We start from the raw sequence: 17,648 nt of genomic DNA on the forward strand, positions 1-17,648 counted from the left end.
TGGAGCTGTTGTGGTCTTTTTCTTTTCTCAAAAAAGAAAGGATGTTCAAATTGGGTAAACCATTCTCAGCAATACAACGAAATACCTACTTGGAAGAGATGGAAAATAATGAGCTCGATCTTCTTGTTGTCGGAGGCGGGATTACAGGAGCCGGTATTGCTCTTGATGCGTCGGTTCGGGGGCTGTCGACTGGAGTAGTGGAAATGCAAGACTTTGCAGCCGGAACATCGAGCCGATCTACGAAACTCGTACATGGGGGACTCAGATATTTAAAGCAGTTTGAAATCAAGCTTGTGTCAGAAGTAGGGAAAGAGCGAGCAATCGTATATGAAAATGCACCTCACGTCACCTCACCAGAATGGATGCTTTTGCCGATTATTAAAGGGGGGACTTTTGGAAAATTTGCCACCTCTGTCGGGTTAAAGGTGTATGATAGACTGGCTGGAGTTAAGCGCAATGAACGTCGTGAAATGCTTAGTCGAAATGAGACGCTCATAAAAGAGCCGTTGCTGCGAAAAGAAGGGTTAAAAGGTGGCGGCATTTATGTTGAATATAAAACAGATGATGCTAGGCTCACGTTAGAGATTATGAAAGAAGCGGTTCATCGCGGAGCAAGAGCTGCCAATTATGCAAAGGCAGAGTCCTTACTTTACCGTGATGGTCGTGTAATCGGTGCAAAAATAAAAGATTTAATTTCTGGTAAAACGTATAACATTAAAGCGAAGCGTGTTGTGAATGCCGCAGGTCCATGGGTCGATGAATTGCGGGAAAAAGACGGTTCGAAAAAAGGGAAGTTCCTTCATTTAACGAAAGGTGTTCATCTTGTCATTGATCAGTCGCGTTTTCCACTTAAGCAAGCGGTTTATTTTGATACGAAAGATGATGGCCGGATGGTGTTTGCGATTCCACGTGACGGCAAAACTTACGTTGGAACGACAGATACGTACTATGATGCTGAAATTGCCAGTCCGCGAATGACACAAGAAGATATGGACTATATTTTGAATGCAGCAAACTACATGTTCCCTAGTCTCAACCTGGAAGAAAGCGATGTAGAATCGAGCTGGGCAGGGCTTCGTCCGCTAATCCATGAAGAAGGAAAAAGCGCATCGGAGATCTCCAGAAAAGATGAGACATTCGTTTCTCAAACGGGATTGATTTCGATTGCAGGCGGGAAATTAACAGGTTATCGTAAAATGGCAGAAAGAATCGTTGACATGGTAGCGAAAGATATCGGAAATGAAAAGAAGTGTACCACAGACAAAATTGTCCTTTCCGGAGGCGATGTCGGCGGTTCCGCGAATTATAAAGATTTTATCGAAAAGCAAATAAAAGTCGGTGTTGAGTTAGGTCTTACAGCAGATGAGTCTCGTAAACTAGTGAAACTTTATGGCTCGAATGTTAAACGAGTTTTTGAGATTATTGAAACAACCGGGGAAGAAGCTAAGCAATTCCAGTTGCCAAAAAGCGTATTCGCTTCACTCGTTTACGGGCTTGAGGAAGAAATGACAGTGAAACCATCAGATTTCTTTAATCGTCGTACAAGTGCCTTGATTTTTAATATTGACTGGGTTAAAGGATGGAAGACGCAGGCCATTCACTATTTAGCATATCGATTACAGTGGACGAATGAACAGCGTCGTGATTTTGGAGAAGAGCTAAATAGAGAAATCGCCTATGCAATGCAGCCAGAAGAAAGAGTCCAACAGTCATCACCGAGCAGTATGGTTTTATGATTATTGTTTGGTAGAGGAGGATGGGACAAAACCCAGCTAAAAAGAATGGCCCTCACCGTTGGTGAGAGCCATTTCTTTTTATTTGATGTTTACATGAGTGAATCAACTGATTCACCTTCAAGCTTGAAATTATATACAAAAAAAGATACCTTCTGAAAAAGTTAATTCATTACAACATAACAAAATCGGAGGTGTAAAAACTTTAGTAACCATTATGCGAATCCAAATTAGCTGCGTATCTCTTTTCTAGTACAGATATTCATTATTAGCCCTTTAAAACGACTACCTGGTAAGGCAAACTGGATTAGGCCATAAAATGACTGCGACTAAAGTTGTTTTTTTAAAGTATTGACAACGTTTTCATAGTCTGTTTTAATAGTTTACAAGTTAATATATTTTCTGATTGAGACTTTGAGACTAACGGAAATCGGCCTAGGAGCGTGCTAGGTTTGCTTTCTGTTGGTCTTTTTTTTGTCTCTGGAGCATTTAAAGGAGGACAAAGGGATGTCGCCATTTATTGGAGAATTGTTTGGTACGATGATCTTAATTATTTTCGGTACCGGTGTTGTAGCAGGAGTTGTGTTAAAAGGAACGAAAGCAGAAGGAGGTGGCTGGATTGTCATTACGATGGCTTGGGGTCTTGGTGTCGCTTTAGGCATTTATGCCGTAGGTGAAATTAGTGATGCCCATTTGAACCCGGCAGTTACCGTAGGCTTCGCTTTAATTGGAGAGTTTCCGTGGTCTAGCGTTCCTGCTTATATTATTGCCCAACTTCTTGGTGCGTTTATCGGAGCAACGCTCATTTGGTTTCAGTATTACGCACACTTTAAACAAACAGACGATCAAGGGGCAAAGCTTGGTGTATTCAGTACAGACCCGGCGATTAAACATACGCCTTCAAATTATTTCAGTGAAGTTTTAGGGACATTCGTTCTTGTAATCGGCATACTTTTTATTGGAGCGAATCAGTTTACAGAAGGGTTAAACCCACTCATTGTTGGGTTTTTAATTGTAGCCATTGGTCTTTCGCTAGGTGGAACAACAGGATACGCGATCAATCCTGCCCGTGACTTAGGGCCTCGAATCGCCCACGCAATTTTACCGATAGCCGGAAAAGGCAGCTCAAATTGGCAGTATGCATGGATCCCGATTGCTGGTCCGTTAATTGGTGGGGGCTTAGGAGCGCTCGTTTATGCCGCATTATTTGAAGGAATCATTTATAATGCATTATGGGTATTTATCGGTGCCTTCTTTGTCGTTTTAGTTATTTCATTGCAAATTCATAAGAAAGACTTGCAAACGTTACCAAATGAGGAAGTTTATCATAACCCAACTCAAACTCAAACAGAAGCTTAGGAGGAGAATACAGTGGAAAAAAAGTATGTACTTGCACTAGATCAGGGGACAACGAGCTCAAGAGCGATCCTTTTTAACAAACAAGGGCAAATCGTCGACACAGCTCAGCAGGAATTCACGCAAATTTTTCCTCACCCAGGGTGGGTAGAGCATAACGCCAATGAAATTTGGTCTTCTATTTTAGGCGTTATTGCAGAAGTATTAAATAAACAAAATGTGCAACCAAAAGAGATTGCTTCGATCGGAATTACAAATCAGCGCGAAACGACGGTTGTCTGGGACAAGGAGACCGGCAAACCGATTTATAACGCACTCGTTTGGCAGTCCCGACAAACAGACCCGATATGTGAAGAGCTCAGAGAAAAGGGGTACCAACCGCTGTTTCAAGATAAAACAGGACTTTTAATTGACGCTTATTTTTCCGGGACGAAAGTAAAGTGGCTCTTAGACAATGTAGATGGGGCTAAAGAAAAGGCCGAGCAAGGGAAGCTTCTTTTTGGAACGATCGATACGTGGTTGATCTGGAAGCTTTCTGGTGGAAAAGCTCATGTCACAGATTATACCAATGCTTCGCGAACGCTTATGTACAATATTCACGAGTTAAAGTGGGATGAAGAATTACTCGATATTCTTGGTGTGCCAAATTCAATGCTGCCTGAAGTTAAACCTTCATCAGCTGAATATGCAAAAACAATCGATTATCACTTCTTTGGTGAAGAGATTCCAATTGCCGGCGCTGCAGGGGACCAGCAGGCTGCTCTCTTTGGTCAAGCGTGTTATGAAAAAGGGATGGCGAAAAACACGTATGGCACGGGTTGCTTTATGCTGATGAATACGGGAGAAGAGGCAGTAAAATCTGAGCACGGGTTACTGACGACGATTGCTTGGGGGCTTGATGGCAAGGTTGAATACGCGCTAGAAGGCAGCATTTTTGTTGCTGGATCAGCCATTCAGTGGCTTCGCGACGGGTTACGCATGCTAGATTCCTCTCGGGAAAGTGAGAGTTATGCGACTAAAGTAGAATCAACTGATGGTGTTTATGTGGTCCCAGCATTTGTAGGACTAGGAACACCTTACTGGGATAGCGATGTCCGAGGCGCCGTCTTCGGTCTAACGCGAGGAACGGAAAAAGAGCATCTTGTGCGGGCAACGTTAGAATCACTCGCTTATCAAACAAAAGACGTGTTACATGCGATGGAAGCAGATGCCAAGGTTGACCTTAAAACCCTCCGTGTAGACGGCGGTGCTGTAGCCAATAATTTTTTAATGCAATTCCAGAGTGATATCTTAGGCGTCCCGGTTCAAAGACCGGATGTCCAAGAAACGACCGCTTTGGGAGCCGCGTATCTCGCAGGACTTGCCGTAGGATTTTGGAAGGATAAAGAAGAAATCGCCCAGCAATGGCACATCGATCAGACCTTTGATCCTAAGATGGAAGAGGATGTGAAAGAAGACCTCTATGATGGCTGGAAAACAGCAGTAGAAGCGACAATGAGATTTAAAAAAGGGAAGAGAATTTAACCAAAAATGAATAAACCATCGTGTGAAACGCATCGTTTTCTTAACGGAAGCGATGCGTTCCTTTAATGGTATATTCGATTTATAAAACGAAATCCTGATATATTCAAATTTATCCTAATAAAACAAACCTTCTTCTCCTCATCCTCCGAAACCTTTACCATTTTTTTACGTACATCTAAATGGGAAGCGATCACTAACCAGGCGGAGGAGACAATTTTATGAAAAATCGTATTCAAGTGCTCGATGTTGCAAGAGGAGCAGCTATTTTAGGTACTCTAGGCACGAATATTTGGATCTTTGCATCACTCGGGGCCTATGATTTCCTTCTTGGGGAAGAAGATTGGCTTTATACATGGGAAACCATCGTAGAATGGATTTTTCTTTTCTTTATGAATGGGAAATTTCTCGGCTTGCTTACGATTCTGTTTGGTATGGGCTTGGAAATTAAACGTAGATCCTACATGAAAAATAACCAGGAGAATTTATGGCCGTGGCTTTATGTATGGGGAATGCTGCTCCTGTTTATTGACGGCTTTCTTCACTACTTGTTTGTTTTTGAATTTGACGTGCTCATGAGCTATGCCGTAACGGGAATGATTGTTGCGTTTTTGATCAGATGCAAAACGAGTGTGATCAAAACAATCGCGATTATACTCGGAGTCATTCACCTTTTAGGAGTAACTCTACTAGCCATTACGGTAGAAATACTGTTCCGAATAGAAGAACTACGAGAAGAGCTTTTCATTGAAATGCAGGAGATGTCCGCTGTCTATCTAACTGGGACGTACTTGGACCAAGTACTCTACCGGTTCAACGACTTTTGGGCAATGAGAACAGAAGCCATTGGGATTATTCCAATGAATATACTACTCTTCCTGTTTGGTGTTTACCTTGTAAGGAGTGGTCTGTTCGACAAAACGGATGAAAGCAAACGAAGAAGAAAGAAGTTTCTGTTTTGGGGACTTGGTATCGGAATCCCTCTTAATGCACTCGTCTTTTTGCCCCTTTACTCCATGGGTGTCTTTGTCAGATATACGTTTGCCCCGCTCATGGCATTAGGGTATTTAATGCTGTTTCACTGGATCATAGAAAAGAAGGGAAGCGGCTTTTTATTTAACAGACTTTCTGAAGTAGGAAGAACGGCCCTAAGCTGCTATATCCTGCAAAACATCGTCGCTTCCTTGCTCTTTTACAGTTGGGGCCTGAGACTTGGAGGGAGCTTAAACTCCGCTGAAATCATTGGTGTATGGGCGTTTATTTGTATCGGTATGATGGTATTTGCCCACATTTGGCTGAAAAAATACACTACAGGTCCTGTTGAAATCGTCTGGAAATGGCTTACCATACTACCTGTAACCATCAAAGAAAAACGAAATGCAGCATAATGCTCGAGAAAAAACGCATGGGTTTCCATGCGTTTTTTCCATTCCTCTTTGAAGGCCTTACACGTGATTGGTTATTAGCTCCTTGTTTCGTTCTTTGAAAAGGTCATTATGTGATGAGACCATACCTGTTTTTTTTGCATCCGGTTCAATGAATCGTTTAGCCTGGTTGACTGCGTTAGCAGCGTCCTGAAAGGCTCCCGCAATAAGGTGCAGTTTACCGTCATGCTTTAGTATATCCCCAGCCGCGTAAAGTCCTTCTACAGATGACGTACTGTTTGCAGCTCCTGCAATAAAATGGTCATCCTCGAGCGTTACTTTTAAACTGTGATTTTTCAATAGTGCGGTATCGCGTTCATACCCGTGATTGATAATCAAGTCATCTACTTTAAGCGTAATCGTTTCTCCTGAATTTTCATGGCAAAGCTCGACATGTTCAATCATGTCCTGGTCCCTGTTAGCCGTCAACTTAGAGATGGATGTATGAAAAAAACATTGTACTGAACTGTTTAATAGCTTACTCACTTCTGATTCGTGTCCTTTAAGAGCTCCTTTACGATAGGTGATATAGACCTTTTTGGCAATTGGCTCAAGCTCATTGGCCCAGTCAATGGCTGCATTTCCTCCACCTGAAATCAGTACGCTTTTCCCTTTAAATCGTTTAAGCGATTGGATTGTGTAATGCAAGTTCGTCACTTCAAATCTTTCTGCTCCTTTAATATCAAGTCGCTGAGGTGTAATGATACCACCTCCGACGGCTACAATCACCGTTTTTGATAGATGGACTTCTCCTTTATTCGTATGTACTCGAAAGGTTCCGTCTACAGATTTTGATATTGATGTCACTTTCGTATTCAGCTTCACAGTCGGCTTGAAGGTGAGACCTTGTATAATGAGCTGTTCCATAAATTTTTCTCCAGACGTAGGTGGTAATCCTCCGACATCCCAGATGATTTTTTCTGGATAAAGCTGGACTTTTCCCCCAAGAGTCGGCTGGTATTCAATGATTTTTGTCTTCATTTCTCTAACTCCGCTGTAAAAAGCTGAATAAAGACCAGCTGGGCCTCCTCCGATAATCGTTACGTCATACATGTCTATAGCATTCATTTTTTCACCTCATTAGCAAAAGTTTGTGGCTTTCTAAAATTCCATTGACAATGAGAATTCATCATCTTATAGTTATTATTGTAGATGAAACTGATAATCATTATCAACTGAAATTTTGAAACTTGTTAAAAATGACTTTAATTTTCAAAAATCCATAGTGAAAACTTCAGGAAATGTTTGAAGAAGCTAAAATTAAGAGATATGAAAGCTACCTTCACGGCGCCCGTCTCAAGGGAAAAGCGTCCTTGAGACTTTAAATGGATGCTGCGGAAGCTAACGCTGTTTTTAATAAAAGGAAGGTGAAACGATGAACCGTTTATTTGTAGATAGTATGACTGTCAGCTATGGGGAAGAGCTCATTATTAAAGATTTGAGTATTTCCATTCCGGATCAACAGATCACCACAATTATTGGTCCTAACGGATGCGGGAAGTCTACGCTTCTAAAAGCAATCACACGCATTATTCCTCATGCTTCTGGCTCCGTAATTCTCGATGGACAGCATATTTCTAAAGAAAACACAAAAGAACTGGCGAAAAAAATGGCGATTCTACCTCAGACGCCTGAAAGCTCCAGCGGACTGACAGTTGGAGAACTTGTATCTTATGGACGATTTCCTTATCAACAAGGATTTGGCAGACTCACAAAACGAGACCGGGAAATGATTGACTGGGCACTTGAAGTTACAGGTATACAGGAATTCAAGTATCGTGCTGTTGACGCCTTATCAGGAGGGCAGAAACAAAGAGTCTGGATTGCAATGGCACTTGCACAGGAGACGGAGATGATTTTCCTCGATGAGCCAACAACCTATTTGGATATGGCTCATCAGCTCGAAGTCCTTGAATTACTAGAGGAACTAAATCGTGTAGAGAAGCGGACTATCATTATGGTTTTACACGACTTAAATCAGGCGGCGCGCTTTGCTGATCATCTCATTGCTATGAAAAGAGGCCGCATTATGAAAGCGGGAAATTGTGAAGAAGTCATTCAACGCGATGTGCTAAGAGACGTCTTTCACATTGACGCTCTGATCGGCCGAGACCCTTATACGAATAAACCGATGTGTATGACTTACCATTTATTAAAAGGAGATAATCACCATGAAAAAAATAATCATGCCGTTCACTCTATTATTGCTCATTCTTAGTGCTTGTGGAGGTGGCGAATCGAGCGGACAAGAATTAAATGGAAATGACACCATTACTTATGAATCAGAAAATGGACCAGTGGAAGTTCCTGCTGATCCACAGCGCGTAGCTGTTTTATCCTCGTTTGCAGGTAACGTTATGGCACTTGATGTAAACCTCGTCGGTGTGGATCCTTGGTCGAAAATGAATCCACGCTTTGAAGACGAGCTACAGGACATTGAAGAAGTCACAGATGAAAGCCTTGAAAAGCTAATTGAATTAGAGCCAGACTTAATTATTGGATACTCAGACATTAAAAACGTAAGCAAGCTCGAACAAATTGCCCCTGTTGTAACTTATACATACGGCAATGTCGATTACCTCACTCAGCATATAGAGATTGGGAAACTACTAAACAAGGAAAAAGAAGCGAAAGAATGGGTCGATGATTTCAAAGAACGAGCCCAGGTAGCAGGAGAAGAGATTAAAGATGTCATCGGCGAGGATACTACCGTGTCCGTTTTTGAAAACTTTGACAAGCAGCTTTATGTCTTTGGTGATAATTGGGGTCGAGGCACAGAAGTCCTTTATCAAGAAATGGAACTAGCCATGCCTGAGAAGGTAGCGGAAGTCGCTCTTGAAGACGGATATTATGCCCTTTCTCCTGAGGTGCTTTCTGAGTTTGCTGGTGATTATATGGTTTTTAGCAAGGTAGATGACGCCGATCTTTCATTCGAGAAAACCGACACGTACCAGAACATTCCTGCCGTTCAAAACGATCAAGTGATTGAAGTAAATGCTGCAGAATTTTACTTTAATGATCCTATCACGCTAGAGTATCAGCTTGAAACTTACCATGAACGTTTTCTTGAGTAAGAGATCACGAGGAGGAAGGCGCTTGTATTTGGAGCTCTTCCTCTTTTGTTTGTCTCTACTGGCGACCTATATTAAATAAAATCTAGCAGTTGTAAAAGAAGAGGGTGCTTATGAATAAGACCAGCTCAAACACCATACCTGTTTCACTTGTATTTTTAATAGGGTTTATATTACTCCTTCTAATGTTTGCGTTATCACTCATATTAGGTAGTGCGAAAATTCCTGTGCGTGATATTTGGCTAGCCGTAGCAACAGCTCAAACGGGAGAATCATTATCTATTATAAGAGAAATCCGATTGCCACGAGAAATCGGGGCGGTCTTTGTTGGGGCCGCATTATCTGTGTCTGGGGCAGTGATGCAGGGAATGACAAGAAATCCACTAGCTGACCCAGGGCTTCTGGGACTAACGGCGGGAGCAAACGCGGCATTAGCTGTAACGATCGCGTTTCTTCCTGGGACGAATTATTTCTGGATGATGATGGCCTGCTTTATAGGGGCTGCGCTTGGTGCGGGGCTTGTCTTCGGGATCATCCGGATGAAAAAAGGGAGAATGTCTCCGTTTCGCATCGTGCTGGCAGGTGCGGCTGTCACTGCGTTTTTACAGGCGGTTGCTGAAGGAATTGGTTTAACGTTTAAAATTTCTAAAGAGGTGTCTATGTGGACGGCAGGAGGACTTATCGGAACAAACTGGATGCAACTTCAAGTCATTGTACCTTTTATTACAGTTGGACTGATCACTGCTGTGATTTTATCAAGGCAAGTGACCATTCTCAGCTTAAATGAAGACGTAGCAACCGGACTAGGTCAAAAAACAGAACAAATAAAGGTTGTCCTAATTGTTGTCATTATTCTCCTCACTGGAGCAGCCGTTGCTCTCGTTGGTAACATCGCCTTTATTGGGTTAATGATTCCTCATATAGTACGCTCTGTCATTGGAACAGATTACCGTTACATCATTCCTATGTCCGCTATTGTCGGAGCAACGTTTATGCTATTGGCAGACACGGTAGGTAGGGTCATTCATGCACCTTACGAAACACCTGTGGCCGCTATTCTGTCTATTATGGGACTGCCTTTCTTTTTATGGGTAGTGCGAAAAGGAGGAAAAGGGTTCTCGTGATACATCCTAATCTAGTAAAAAAACAATACCTGCTTATCATTTTCTTCTTAACCCTTATCCTGCTAACGATGTTGATCAGTATGGGGATCGGCTATGCCAAGTTATCTTATGACAGGCTGATCCCGGTTTTAGTTGGAAAAGGAACGTTCCAGGAAACGTTTATTCTTTTTTCAGTGCGGCTACCACGGATGATCATTACACTTTTAGCTGGTATGGCACTGGCGTTATCAGGAGCGATTTTACAAGGGATTACCCGAAATGATCTAGCTGATCCTGGGATTATTGGTATCAATTCTGGAGCCGGTGTGTCCGTGGCTATTTTCTTTTTATTTTTTCCGATTCAGGTTGGTGCGTTTGTTTATATGCTTCCAGTGGCAGCCTTTGCAGGGGCACTTCTCACTGCTATAGCTATTTATCTATTTTCTTATCAAAAACAGGTTGGCTTTCATCCGGTTCGATTTATATTAACTGGGGTTGGCTTTTCCCTCGCTTTATCCGGGGTCATGATTGTCCTTATTTCATCTGCTGATCAGACAAGAGTCGACTTTATTGCCACTTGGCTTGCCGGCAACATTTGGGGCACAGACTGGCCGTTTATTTTAGCCCTTCTCCCTTGGCTCCTTGTTCTAATCCCTTTTTCTCTTTATAAAGCGAACCGACTAAACCTTCTTAGTCTTGGTGACTTGGTAGCCACCGGAACTGGGGTGGCCGTAAAAAAAGAACAAATGACCTTGCTTTTTACCGCAGTAGCTCTTGCTGCTTCTGCGGTTTCCGTCACAGGTGGGATCGCCTTCGTCGGCTTAATGGCCCCTCACATCGCAAGAGCTCTTACCGGCCCAGTGTATCAACGAATACTCCCGCTCGCTATATTAATTGGCGGATGGCTTCTGCTTGTCGCTGATACGATCGGCAGAAATCTCACCGACCCAGACGGACTTCCAGCAGGCATTATCGTATCCATTATCGGTGCTCCGTATTTTCTTTATTTGTTGTTGAGGAAGTAGGGTGTGTACTTACATCAATCTAGTGAAGAGTTGAAAAAAAGGGGTTTATCTTCCTGTTGGTTGCTATTATTTTATAGGCTCTGTTAAAGGTTGTTAATGATATTTGAAAAAGACGAAACATTTGTCCTTAGTAGAGGGCGAGCTCGAATGATGCATCGGACTGGATTGTTGGATACGGTCATTCTAAATCAAAGAGGGAAGATGCGATGGAGACAGACCCCTCCCTTTGTAACTTACTAAAAAACATGGTTTCCAAATGATTGCTACAAAGGCTATAGTAATACGTATAGATTAACAAAGTTTGTTGACATACTTTGAGGAAATTCTCTGAATCATAGTGTGAGGGGGAATCAAAGAAGTGACGGATAAAAAATACTGGTTAACAAATGTCAGATTGTAAACCGAGTTCCGCTATGAAAAAGATATTGAACATGGCTTACTACGTAGCAATTCTGTTCCATTCGTTAGAGAATCTTTGCGCAGTACAGCCTCCTTAAAAAGCAGGGATACTAGCGGAGCGTTATTGCTTAAATGTTGAACGTCAACTTGGACAAACGCTAGGGTAGATAACAGGAGGTGTAACTCCTTTGAATAAACGAAGGGAACGTGTTTGGTCCAATGTAGGAGACGATGCAGATTTCGTTGATGCAAGTTGTTCAACTGAAGCTGTTGCTAGGTTAGTAGAATGGCCGCTTTCTTTAAAAAAGAACCTGTTGATGGAGTACTTTAAAAGGAAAGGATAGATCATATGAGTTCTACTTTTTGGCTAACAAACACCACATTAGAGAGTGGATACCAGATTGAGCATGGCGTGATTTCAGGAACCGAGACAGAATGTTGTCATCTGTTAATTAGGGATGGGAAAGTTGCGAAAATTATACCTTCTAGTAAACCTATTACAGACAATTCACCACAAAAAGATGCGGAGGGGTTATTAGCTCTTCCATCATTTATAGAAAAACATTGTCATCTAGATAAAACATTGCTTGGTGACCGATGGCGTTCCGTCACACCTGTTAAAAGTATTTTTGAACGCCTTGAAATTGAAAAAGAAGTTCTTCCTTCTTTGGAAACTACAACGAAAGAACGTGCGGAAAAGTTACTTAATATTTATTTGAAATCCGGCGTGACTCATGTACGAACGCATGTGGATGTATATCCTGAGGTTGGATTGAAGAATTTAGAAGAAGTCCAAGAAGCATTGCAAACGTTTGAAGGAAAGTTATCTTATGAAATTGTTGCATTTCCGCAACATGGAATGTTGCGTACGAAGTCGAAAGATTTAGTTAGGGAAGCCCTTCGTCAAGGTGCAAATCTTGTAGGTGGTGTTGATCCAGCTAACGTGGATGGAGATATTGAAGCCTCTCTACAAGAGATGGTTGAACTGGCTGTCGAAGAAAATGCAGGAATCGATTTGCATTTACACGACGCGAATCATCTAGGTATCTTTACAATGAAAAGATTGGCTAAGTTAACGGAAGAAGCCGGTCTTCAAGGCAAGGTATCGATTAGCCATGCATTTGGCCTTGGGGATATCCCCCTATCTCAAGCAGAAGGAATGGCAGAACTACTGGCCGATGCAGGAATCACCATCATTACCAGTGTGCCGATTAATCGAAAGTTCCCACCTGTTGGCTTATTGCACGAAGGAGGTGTATCGGTTGCTGTCGGATGTGATAATATTTTTGATGTTTGGTCACCATTTGGAAATGGAGATATTTTAGAACGCGCAGGTCGTTTAGCAGAAATTTCAGGACGGGTAGACGAACGGTCATTATCACAAACGCTCTCATTTATTACCGATGGGAAAACACCACTTAATCATGAAGGAGAACAAATTTGGCCAAAAATTGGGGACGATGCAAGCATCGTCTTAGTTGAAGCATCTTGTTCTGCTGAAGCGATTGCAAGAAGATCTAAGCGAATTATTACGATGTTCAAAGGAGAAATCGTTTCAGGTTCTCTTAGAAAGAAAAATGAATAGAATGTTTTATATCTCTACAAGTAGAATGATCAAAGAAGCCGTTATTTGGAGTTAATGCAACTAGTTGAAAAGTTTGTGTAAAGTCAAAAACCTATTTCTTCGATAGATGCTCTTTTTTAGCTATTAAGCATTCCTATGCATACAAAACAGAGGGGGAAGGGGAGGGCATGTGGAAATCTTGAGATGAAATATTTAATATCAATCGCATGTAAGTTATTATTAGTACGCATAAATACCAACTTTAAGAGGTTATGAGTATTATAAGTTTTAAATGTTGTTGGTGTTAATTATTCCGTTAATGATTTTTTTCAGCCTGAATGACATAGCGTTCCGGCGCTGTACCGATATAGTTGAACGGGTAACAGGTGGTTAACGTGAGTGTAGGCTGGTCTTTCTCCACGATAACAGTGAGATCATCTGCATCTGTAATCCAAATATCCTGAATTTCATATTCATACAACTCAGCATTATACTGTACTTGCAGGATGTGACCCTCTTCCAATGTACCGAGTTCTGTAAAAACCGTATCACGATGACCGCTTAACACAGTATGCTTTTCTTTATCGGGTGCTGTCGTATACTGACTGTCAAACATGCCAACCCCTCGATTTAAGCTATCTTCGGCAGTCCCCCAGTATACCTTAAACTTTTTTTCCAGGGCAGGGATCTTAAGGTCTGCGATGTACTCCCCTTCGTGGGTGGAAGATATATCTACCGATAAAGGAGGGTGAGAAGCAGCATCGATAGGCAGAACACTACTTGATCCGATCCACCATTGATATCCGCTCAAAATAACCAAAGTGATTCCCACAGTAATACAGAGCTTTAGCAACACGTTCATCGTTTTACCTCCTTGAGGAAAAGGGGACAGAATAACCTGTCCCCCTACTTAATAATCAATTAAATTAAAGTCTTTTTACGAAAGAAGAACAATCCAACGGCAGCTAATAAAAAGCCGGTTAAGACCATGAGTGGATAGTTGGTAGCTGTATCAGGCATAGCCGCACCTTCTTCTTCAACAATTTCTTCAGCCTCATCACCAACGATCTCGACATCGAGTTTTTCTTCACTCATATACCGGTATACCGGTATTTCATCCCCAACATTAACAGGTATTGTGTTAAATGTGACATAACTATCTTCAGCTTCAGGTTCTAGTGCCAAAGCGATGATGTTAGCTGAAGTCTGGTTCATTTGAAAAACATAGCTACCTTTTGGGAAAAAGATCGTTTTCTCTTCTATTTCCGTTTCGACATGGTTTGTTACGTGACCTTCAACGACACTGTCAGCTATTTCCTGATCGGTAACCATGTAACGATCCACCGTCAACTCCATTGATTCGTTCAGTTTGTTTACTTCAACTCCATGTATCTTTAACTTCTCGGCAACATGGTGGTAAGCTGGAGGCAAAATATATGCTGTTGGGCGGACGCGTTCTAAGGTAGGTTCGGCTTCAGCATAACTGATGTATGTTGTTGGAACATCCACAACTTCTCCGCTAGCTATGTCAAGGACTTCATACGGTCTCTCATCGGGAAGTGTTTTAGCTTCGCTTGTTATGATGACTTTATCATTGTCATCTATTGTTTCACCGTTACTGATGATTTCTTCTCTTGCTTTGTCAACAGTCGATTTTACTTCTGTTGCATTTTCAACCGTTGTTCTAAAAAAGCTCTTTATGGTTTCCACTTGTGAGTGTACTCTGCGTTCAAAGCTCTCTCGTCCAATGCGGTCCCCTCGACCTTCGATTAGGAAGCTCAAACTTGGCGAAAGACCTTCGATATTGGTTTCGAAGCGTGGCGCCGATCCAGCTTCTGAAATTGTGAATTCGCCTGTGACTTCACTTTCGTCTTGACCAAAAGAAAAGTACGTATCAGTGGAGTAACCTATTTCCTCTAAATCATCAAAAGCATTATTGATAAACAAGTCATCCGCCATCTCTCGGACAGATTCGGGAATGTTTAGATTATATCCTCGCGCAAGAAGAATATCGTGGTATGGTGCTCCCCCCTCATCCCCTAAATGAGAAAAAGTATCCCAGTTTCTATGCCCGTACTCATGTGAAGTCATGGCTACCTCTGGGTTAAATCGATTGAACGCTTTGTTAACTGCTTTAGTTTCCGGAAGGTCTAATTTCATATGGTCACGGTTAATCCATAACCCGCGTGCACTTCCAACTTGATAATAATAAGAGCCATCTGGGTTCAGTCGTGGTAATATAATGACGTTAATATCGTCGAGCACTTCTTCACCAAGTTTATCTGTTGCAAGTTTTTGGGCTGTCACGAGAGCAGCCTCACCTGACCCTGCCTCATTTCCATGGACCTGTGCTTCTAACCAAACTGTTGGTTTGCTTTTAAAATCATCTGATTCCTCACTGTCACTTGTAGTAAAAATAAGTAACGGAATCTCACGCCCCTCGAGGGAGTAACCAGCCGTTTCCATCTGCATAACGTCGCTGTTCCTATCTAATTCGTTTAAGAACTCCATCATTTCCTCGGTTGTCGTGAAGTTCCATTTCCCGTCTTGAAACCCAGGAGTATCGTATCCAACACCGGGATCTGGATATAATTCCTTGATATGTTCAGGTTGCTCGATGCTTTGACCAAAGTAAGGTACATATGCTTCTGGTATATAGGAATCAGGGATTTGTCCAGCTGCAGGAGGTGCGTCGTTGACATCCGCTGGAGGGGAATCATCATTTGCTTTAACCTCTGCGATCCCCATTGACGGTATCATAACTACTATAGCTAGGAAAAAAATGACTACCTTATTTTTGAACATGTAATATATCCTCCTTCGATAAATTAAGGTTTTCTCCAGAATGATCCTGTTGAACTCTACGAAAATAATCGGGCCTGTGTCTTACCAGGCTATGAAACATGATTTAGTTGATGGAGTCTTGCTACTGTAAATAAAACATTGGATAAGATATTCATAAAAAAATAATGAGTATTGCTGTAGAAGTTAACGATGTCTTCTTCATTGAAGCGAGTTTTTTCGCAAAATCCTTTATCTTTATTCCACCTCCTTTATCTAGAATTTGTTAAAAGAACTTTATCTGGCAGGTTAACGACTCATTTTTGCAGCTGTCAGTTAAACACAATCTGCACGCTCTTTTTTAGAGGGCTTGATAGCAAGGTTATAACAATAAAAAGCTAATGAAGGGTTCCCTATGGTTATATGCCAAACTCTTTTAACATCTCATGATAGTTTCCTTCAACATCTTCGATATGTTCCCGCATCAGTCTGGAACATTTTTCTGCTTCTCCTTTGTTAATAGCTTTTATAATTTGTTGATGATAGTAAAGTGCATTTTTGACATCATCATATACAGCCATCTCGATTCGAACTCTTTTGAAAAAATCGGAAATAGAATTGTATGTTTGAATCATCACATCATTATTTATCGAGCGAGCCAATGTTCCATGAAACACAAGGTCAGGTACAACAATAGATGATTCCATTTTGATACACACTTCCAGGTCGATGAGCGATTTTTCGAGAATTTGTATGTCTTTGGACTGAATTCTTTTTGCAGCTAAATAAGCGATTTCCACTTCAATAGCTTTACGAAACTCCAATAAATTAAGTGAATTGTTAATATCCATCGACAACATTAACGACTTGGAAACCCCTACATCTTCTACAGATAGATTCTTTTTTACAAAAGCCCCTTTCCCTATTCTCTTTTCAATAATTCCTTTCTCAGAAAGAGACTGCAAAGCCTCCCTTATTGATGACCTGCCCACGTTTAACCGGTTGGCTAGCTCTCGTTCAGAAGGAAGCAGGTCTCCTGGCTCAAGATTTTTACTTTGAATTAAATCACACACAAATTTTTGAACAGTTTCACTTACAATAGCCATCGCAAACTTCTCCTTGTTTGGATTAGAAATCAGACCGGTCAGACCAGTAAGACCAGTAAGAGTGAAAGTATGAATGATTATTTTTAAATGTGAAGCCCTCTCATCATCTCTTACTATATATTTGTACCTTTTTTTCTAACTTAAAGTCAACCGAAAACTCAGAATTTTATAATAATTATAAGGTGAAATTTCAACGATTCTACGTTTTTGTTAAGCGGTTTTGAGAATGCCTATCTCAGATTAATCTTGGAAAGAGTTAATCAGATGCGGTGTGTATTACATTGTACTTCAAAAGGTGATTTATATTTTATTGATCACTTGAAGTAAAACTGAAAGTTGGAAAGTGAAATTGGTACAACTTCAAATAAATAACTGAAACACACGGTGAACAAAAAAGGTTAATATGAGTATGTCATTAGCTCAGAAATCATTCATATGAGAAGCATATTATACTTCCGTAGAAGTGTCGTGGTGTCTTCGGGCCTTGATAAGTAAGGCTGTTTTCTAAAAGATTGTTGTTCTTGACACAAAATATATAAACTGCGACATAGAAGTAGATTGATTT

The 17,648-nt window shown here is 41.3% G+C and carries 14 protein-coding genes; 10 read left to right on the forward strand and 4 right to left on the reverse strand.

The features are described 5' to 3' along the window. Window positions 1-41: 41 nt before the first annotated feature. The 4 genes from CDZ94_RS17405 to CDZ94_RS17420 all read left to right on the forward strand — a co-directional run bounded on the left by CDZ94_RS17405 (window position 42) and on the right by CDZ94_RS17420 (window position 5,998). Window positions 42-1,736 carry a glycerol-3-phosphate dehydrogenase/oxidase gene (locus tag CDZ94_RS17405; protein ID WP_096440970.1) on the forward strand — a complete coding sequence of 565 codons (1,695 nt, stop codon included), beginning with the start codon at window positions 42-44 and terminating at the stop codon, window positions 1,734-1,736. Window positions 1,737-2,240: 504 nt separating this feature from the next. Continuing rightward, on the forward strand, window positions 2,241-3,092 hold the full coding sequence (locus CDZ94_RS17410; RefSeq protein WP_096439229.1) for an MIP/aquaporin family protein: 852 nt from the start codon (window positions 2,241-2,243) through the stop codon (window positions 3,090-3,092). Window positions 3,093-3,104: 12 nt separating this feature from the next. Next, on the forward strand, window positions 3,105-4,613 hold the full coding sequence (gene glpK, locus CDZ94_RS17415) for a glycerol kinase GlpK (RefSeq protein WP_096439231.1): 1,509 nt from the start codon (window positions 3,105-3,107) through the stop codon (window positions 4,611-4,613). A 218-nt stretch (window positions 4,614-4,831) separates the two neighbouring features. Beyond that, window positions 4,832-5,998 (forward strand): DUF418 domain-containing protein, encoded by a 1,167-nt coding sequence (locus tag CDZ94_RS17420; RefSeq protein WP_096439233.1) that lies wholly within the window; start codon window positions 4,832-4,834, stop codon window positions 5,996-5,998. A 57-nt stretch (window positions 5,999-6,055) separates the two neighbouring features. Here the strand turns inward: CDZ94_RS17420 and CDZ94_RS17425 are convergent, their stop codons facing one another. Then, window positions 6,056-7,102 carry an NAD(P)/FAD-dependent oxidoreductase gene (locus CDZ94_RS17425; RefSeq protein ID WP_096439236.1) on the reverse strand — a complete coding sequence of 349 codons (1,047 nt, stop codon included), beginning with the start codon at window positions 7,100-7,102 and terminating at the stop codon, window positions 6,056-6,058. 307 nt (window positions 7,103-7,409) lie between these two features. On the opposite strand from CDZ94_RS17425, the gene CDZ94_RS17430 reads away from it, so the two are divergent. From CDZ94_RS17430 to CDZ94_RS17450, 6 genes are all read left to right on the forward strand, one after another. Beyond that, a complete protein-coding gene (locus CDZ94_RS17430) occupies window positions 7,410-8,252 on the forward strand; it encodes an ABC transporter ATP-binding protein (protein WP_096439238.1) in 843 nt (280 codons plus the stop codon). Further along, window positions 8,206-9,108, forward strand: a complete 903-nt coding sequence (locus CDZ94_RS17435) for an iron-hydroxamate ABC transporter substrate-binding protein (protein ID WP_096439240.1) — start codon at window positions 8,206-8,208, stop codon at window positions 9,106-9,108. The genes CDZ94_RS17430 and CDZ94_RS17435 overlap by 47 nt, the downstream gene beginning before the upstream one ends. 110 nt (window positions 9,109-9,218) lie before the next feature. Beyond that, window positions 9,219-10,229: a FecCD family ABC transporter permease gene (locus tag CDZ94_RS17440; protein WP_096439242.1), complete on the forward strand. Its 1,011-nt coding sequence runs from the start codon at window positions 9,219-9,221 to the stop codon at window positions 10,227-10,229. Next, window positions 10,226-11,233, forward strand: a complete 1,008-nt coding sequence (locus CDZ94_RS17445) for a FecCD family ABC transporter permease (RefSeq protein ID WP_096439244.1) — start codon at window positions 10,226-10,228, stop codon at window positions 11,231-11,233. Before CDZ94_RS17440 ends, CDZ94_RS17445 begins: the two co-directional genes overlap by 4 nt. A gap of 587 nt (window positions 11,234-11,820) precedes the next feature. Continuing rightward, window positions 11,821-11,976, forward strand: a complete 156-nt coding sequence (locus CDZ94_RS21440) for a hypothetical protein (RefSeq protein ID WP_157812045.1) — start codon at window positions 11,821-11,823, stop codon at window positions 11,974-11,976. 5 nt (window positions 11,977-11,981) lie between these two features. Next, on the forward strand, window positions 11,982-13,217 hold the full coding sequence (locus CDZ94_RS17450; protein ID WP_096439246.1) for an amidohydrolase: 1,236 nt from the start codon (window positions 11,982-11,984) through the stop codon (window positions 13,215-13,217). Window positions 13,218-13,512: 295 nt separating this feature from the next. Here CDZ94_RS17450 and CDZ94_RS17455 read toward each other — a convergent pair whose 3' ends face one another. The 3 genes from CDZ94_RS17455 to CDZ94_RS17465 form a co-directional block, all read right to left on the reverse strand. Then, the gene (locus CDZ94_RS17455; RefSeq protein ID WP_096439248.1) at window positions 13,513-14,058 is read right to left on the reverse strand and encodes a class D sortase; all 546 of its coding nucleotides are present in this window, start codon (window positions 14,056-14,058) and stop codon (window positions 13,513-13,515) included. A 59-nt stretch (window positions 14,059-14,117) separates the two neighbouring features. Continuing rightward, entirely contained in the window at window positions 14,118-16,001 is a 1,884-nt protein-coding gene (locus CDZ94_RS17460; protein WP_096439250.1) for a M14 family metallopeptidase, read from the reverse strand. Between the two features lie 395 nt (window positions 16,002-16,396). Continuing rightward, window positions 16,397-17,083 (reverse strand): FadR/GntR family transcriptional regulator, encoded by a 687-nt coding sequence (locus CDZ94_RS17465; protein WP_096439252.1) that lies wholly within the window; start codon window positions 17,081-17,083, stop codon window positions 16,397-16,399. Window positions 17,084-17,648 lie beyond the last annotated feature (565 nt).

Source organism: Alteribacter populi, assembly GCF_002352765.1.
GTDB lineage: Bacteria > Bacillota > Bacilli > Bacillales > Salisediminibacteriaceae > Alteribacter > Alteribacter populi.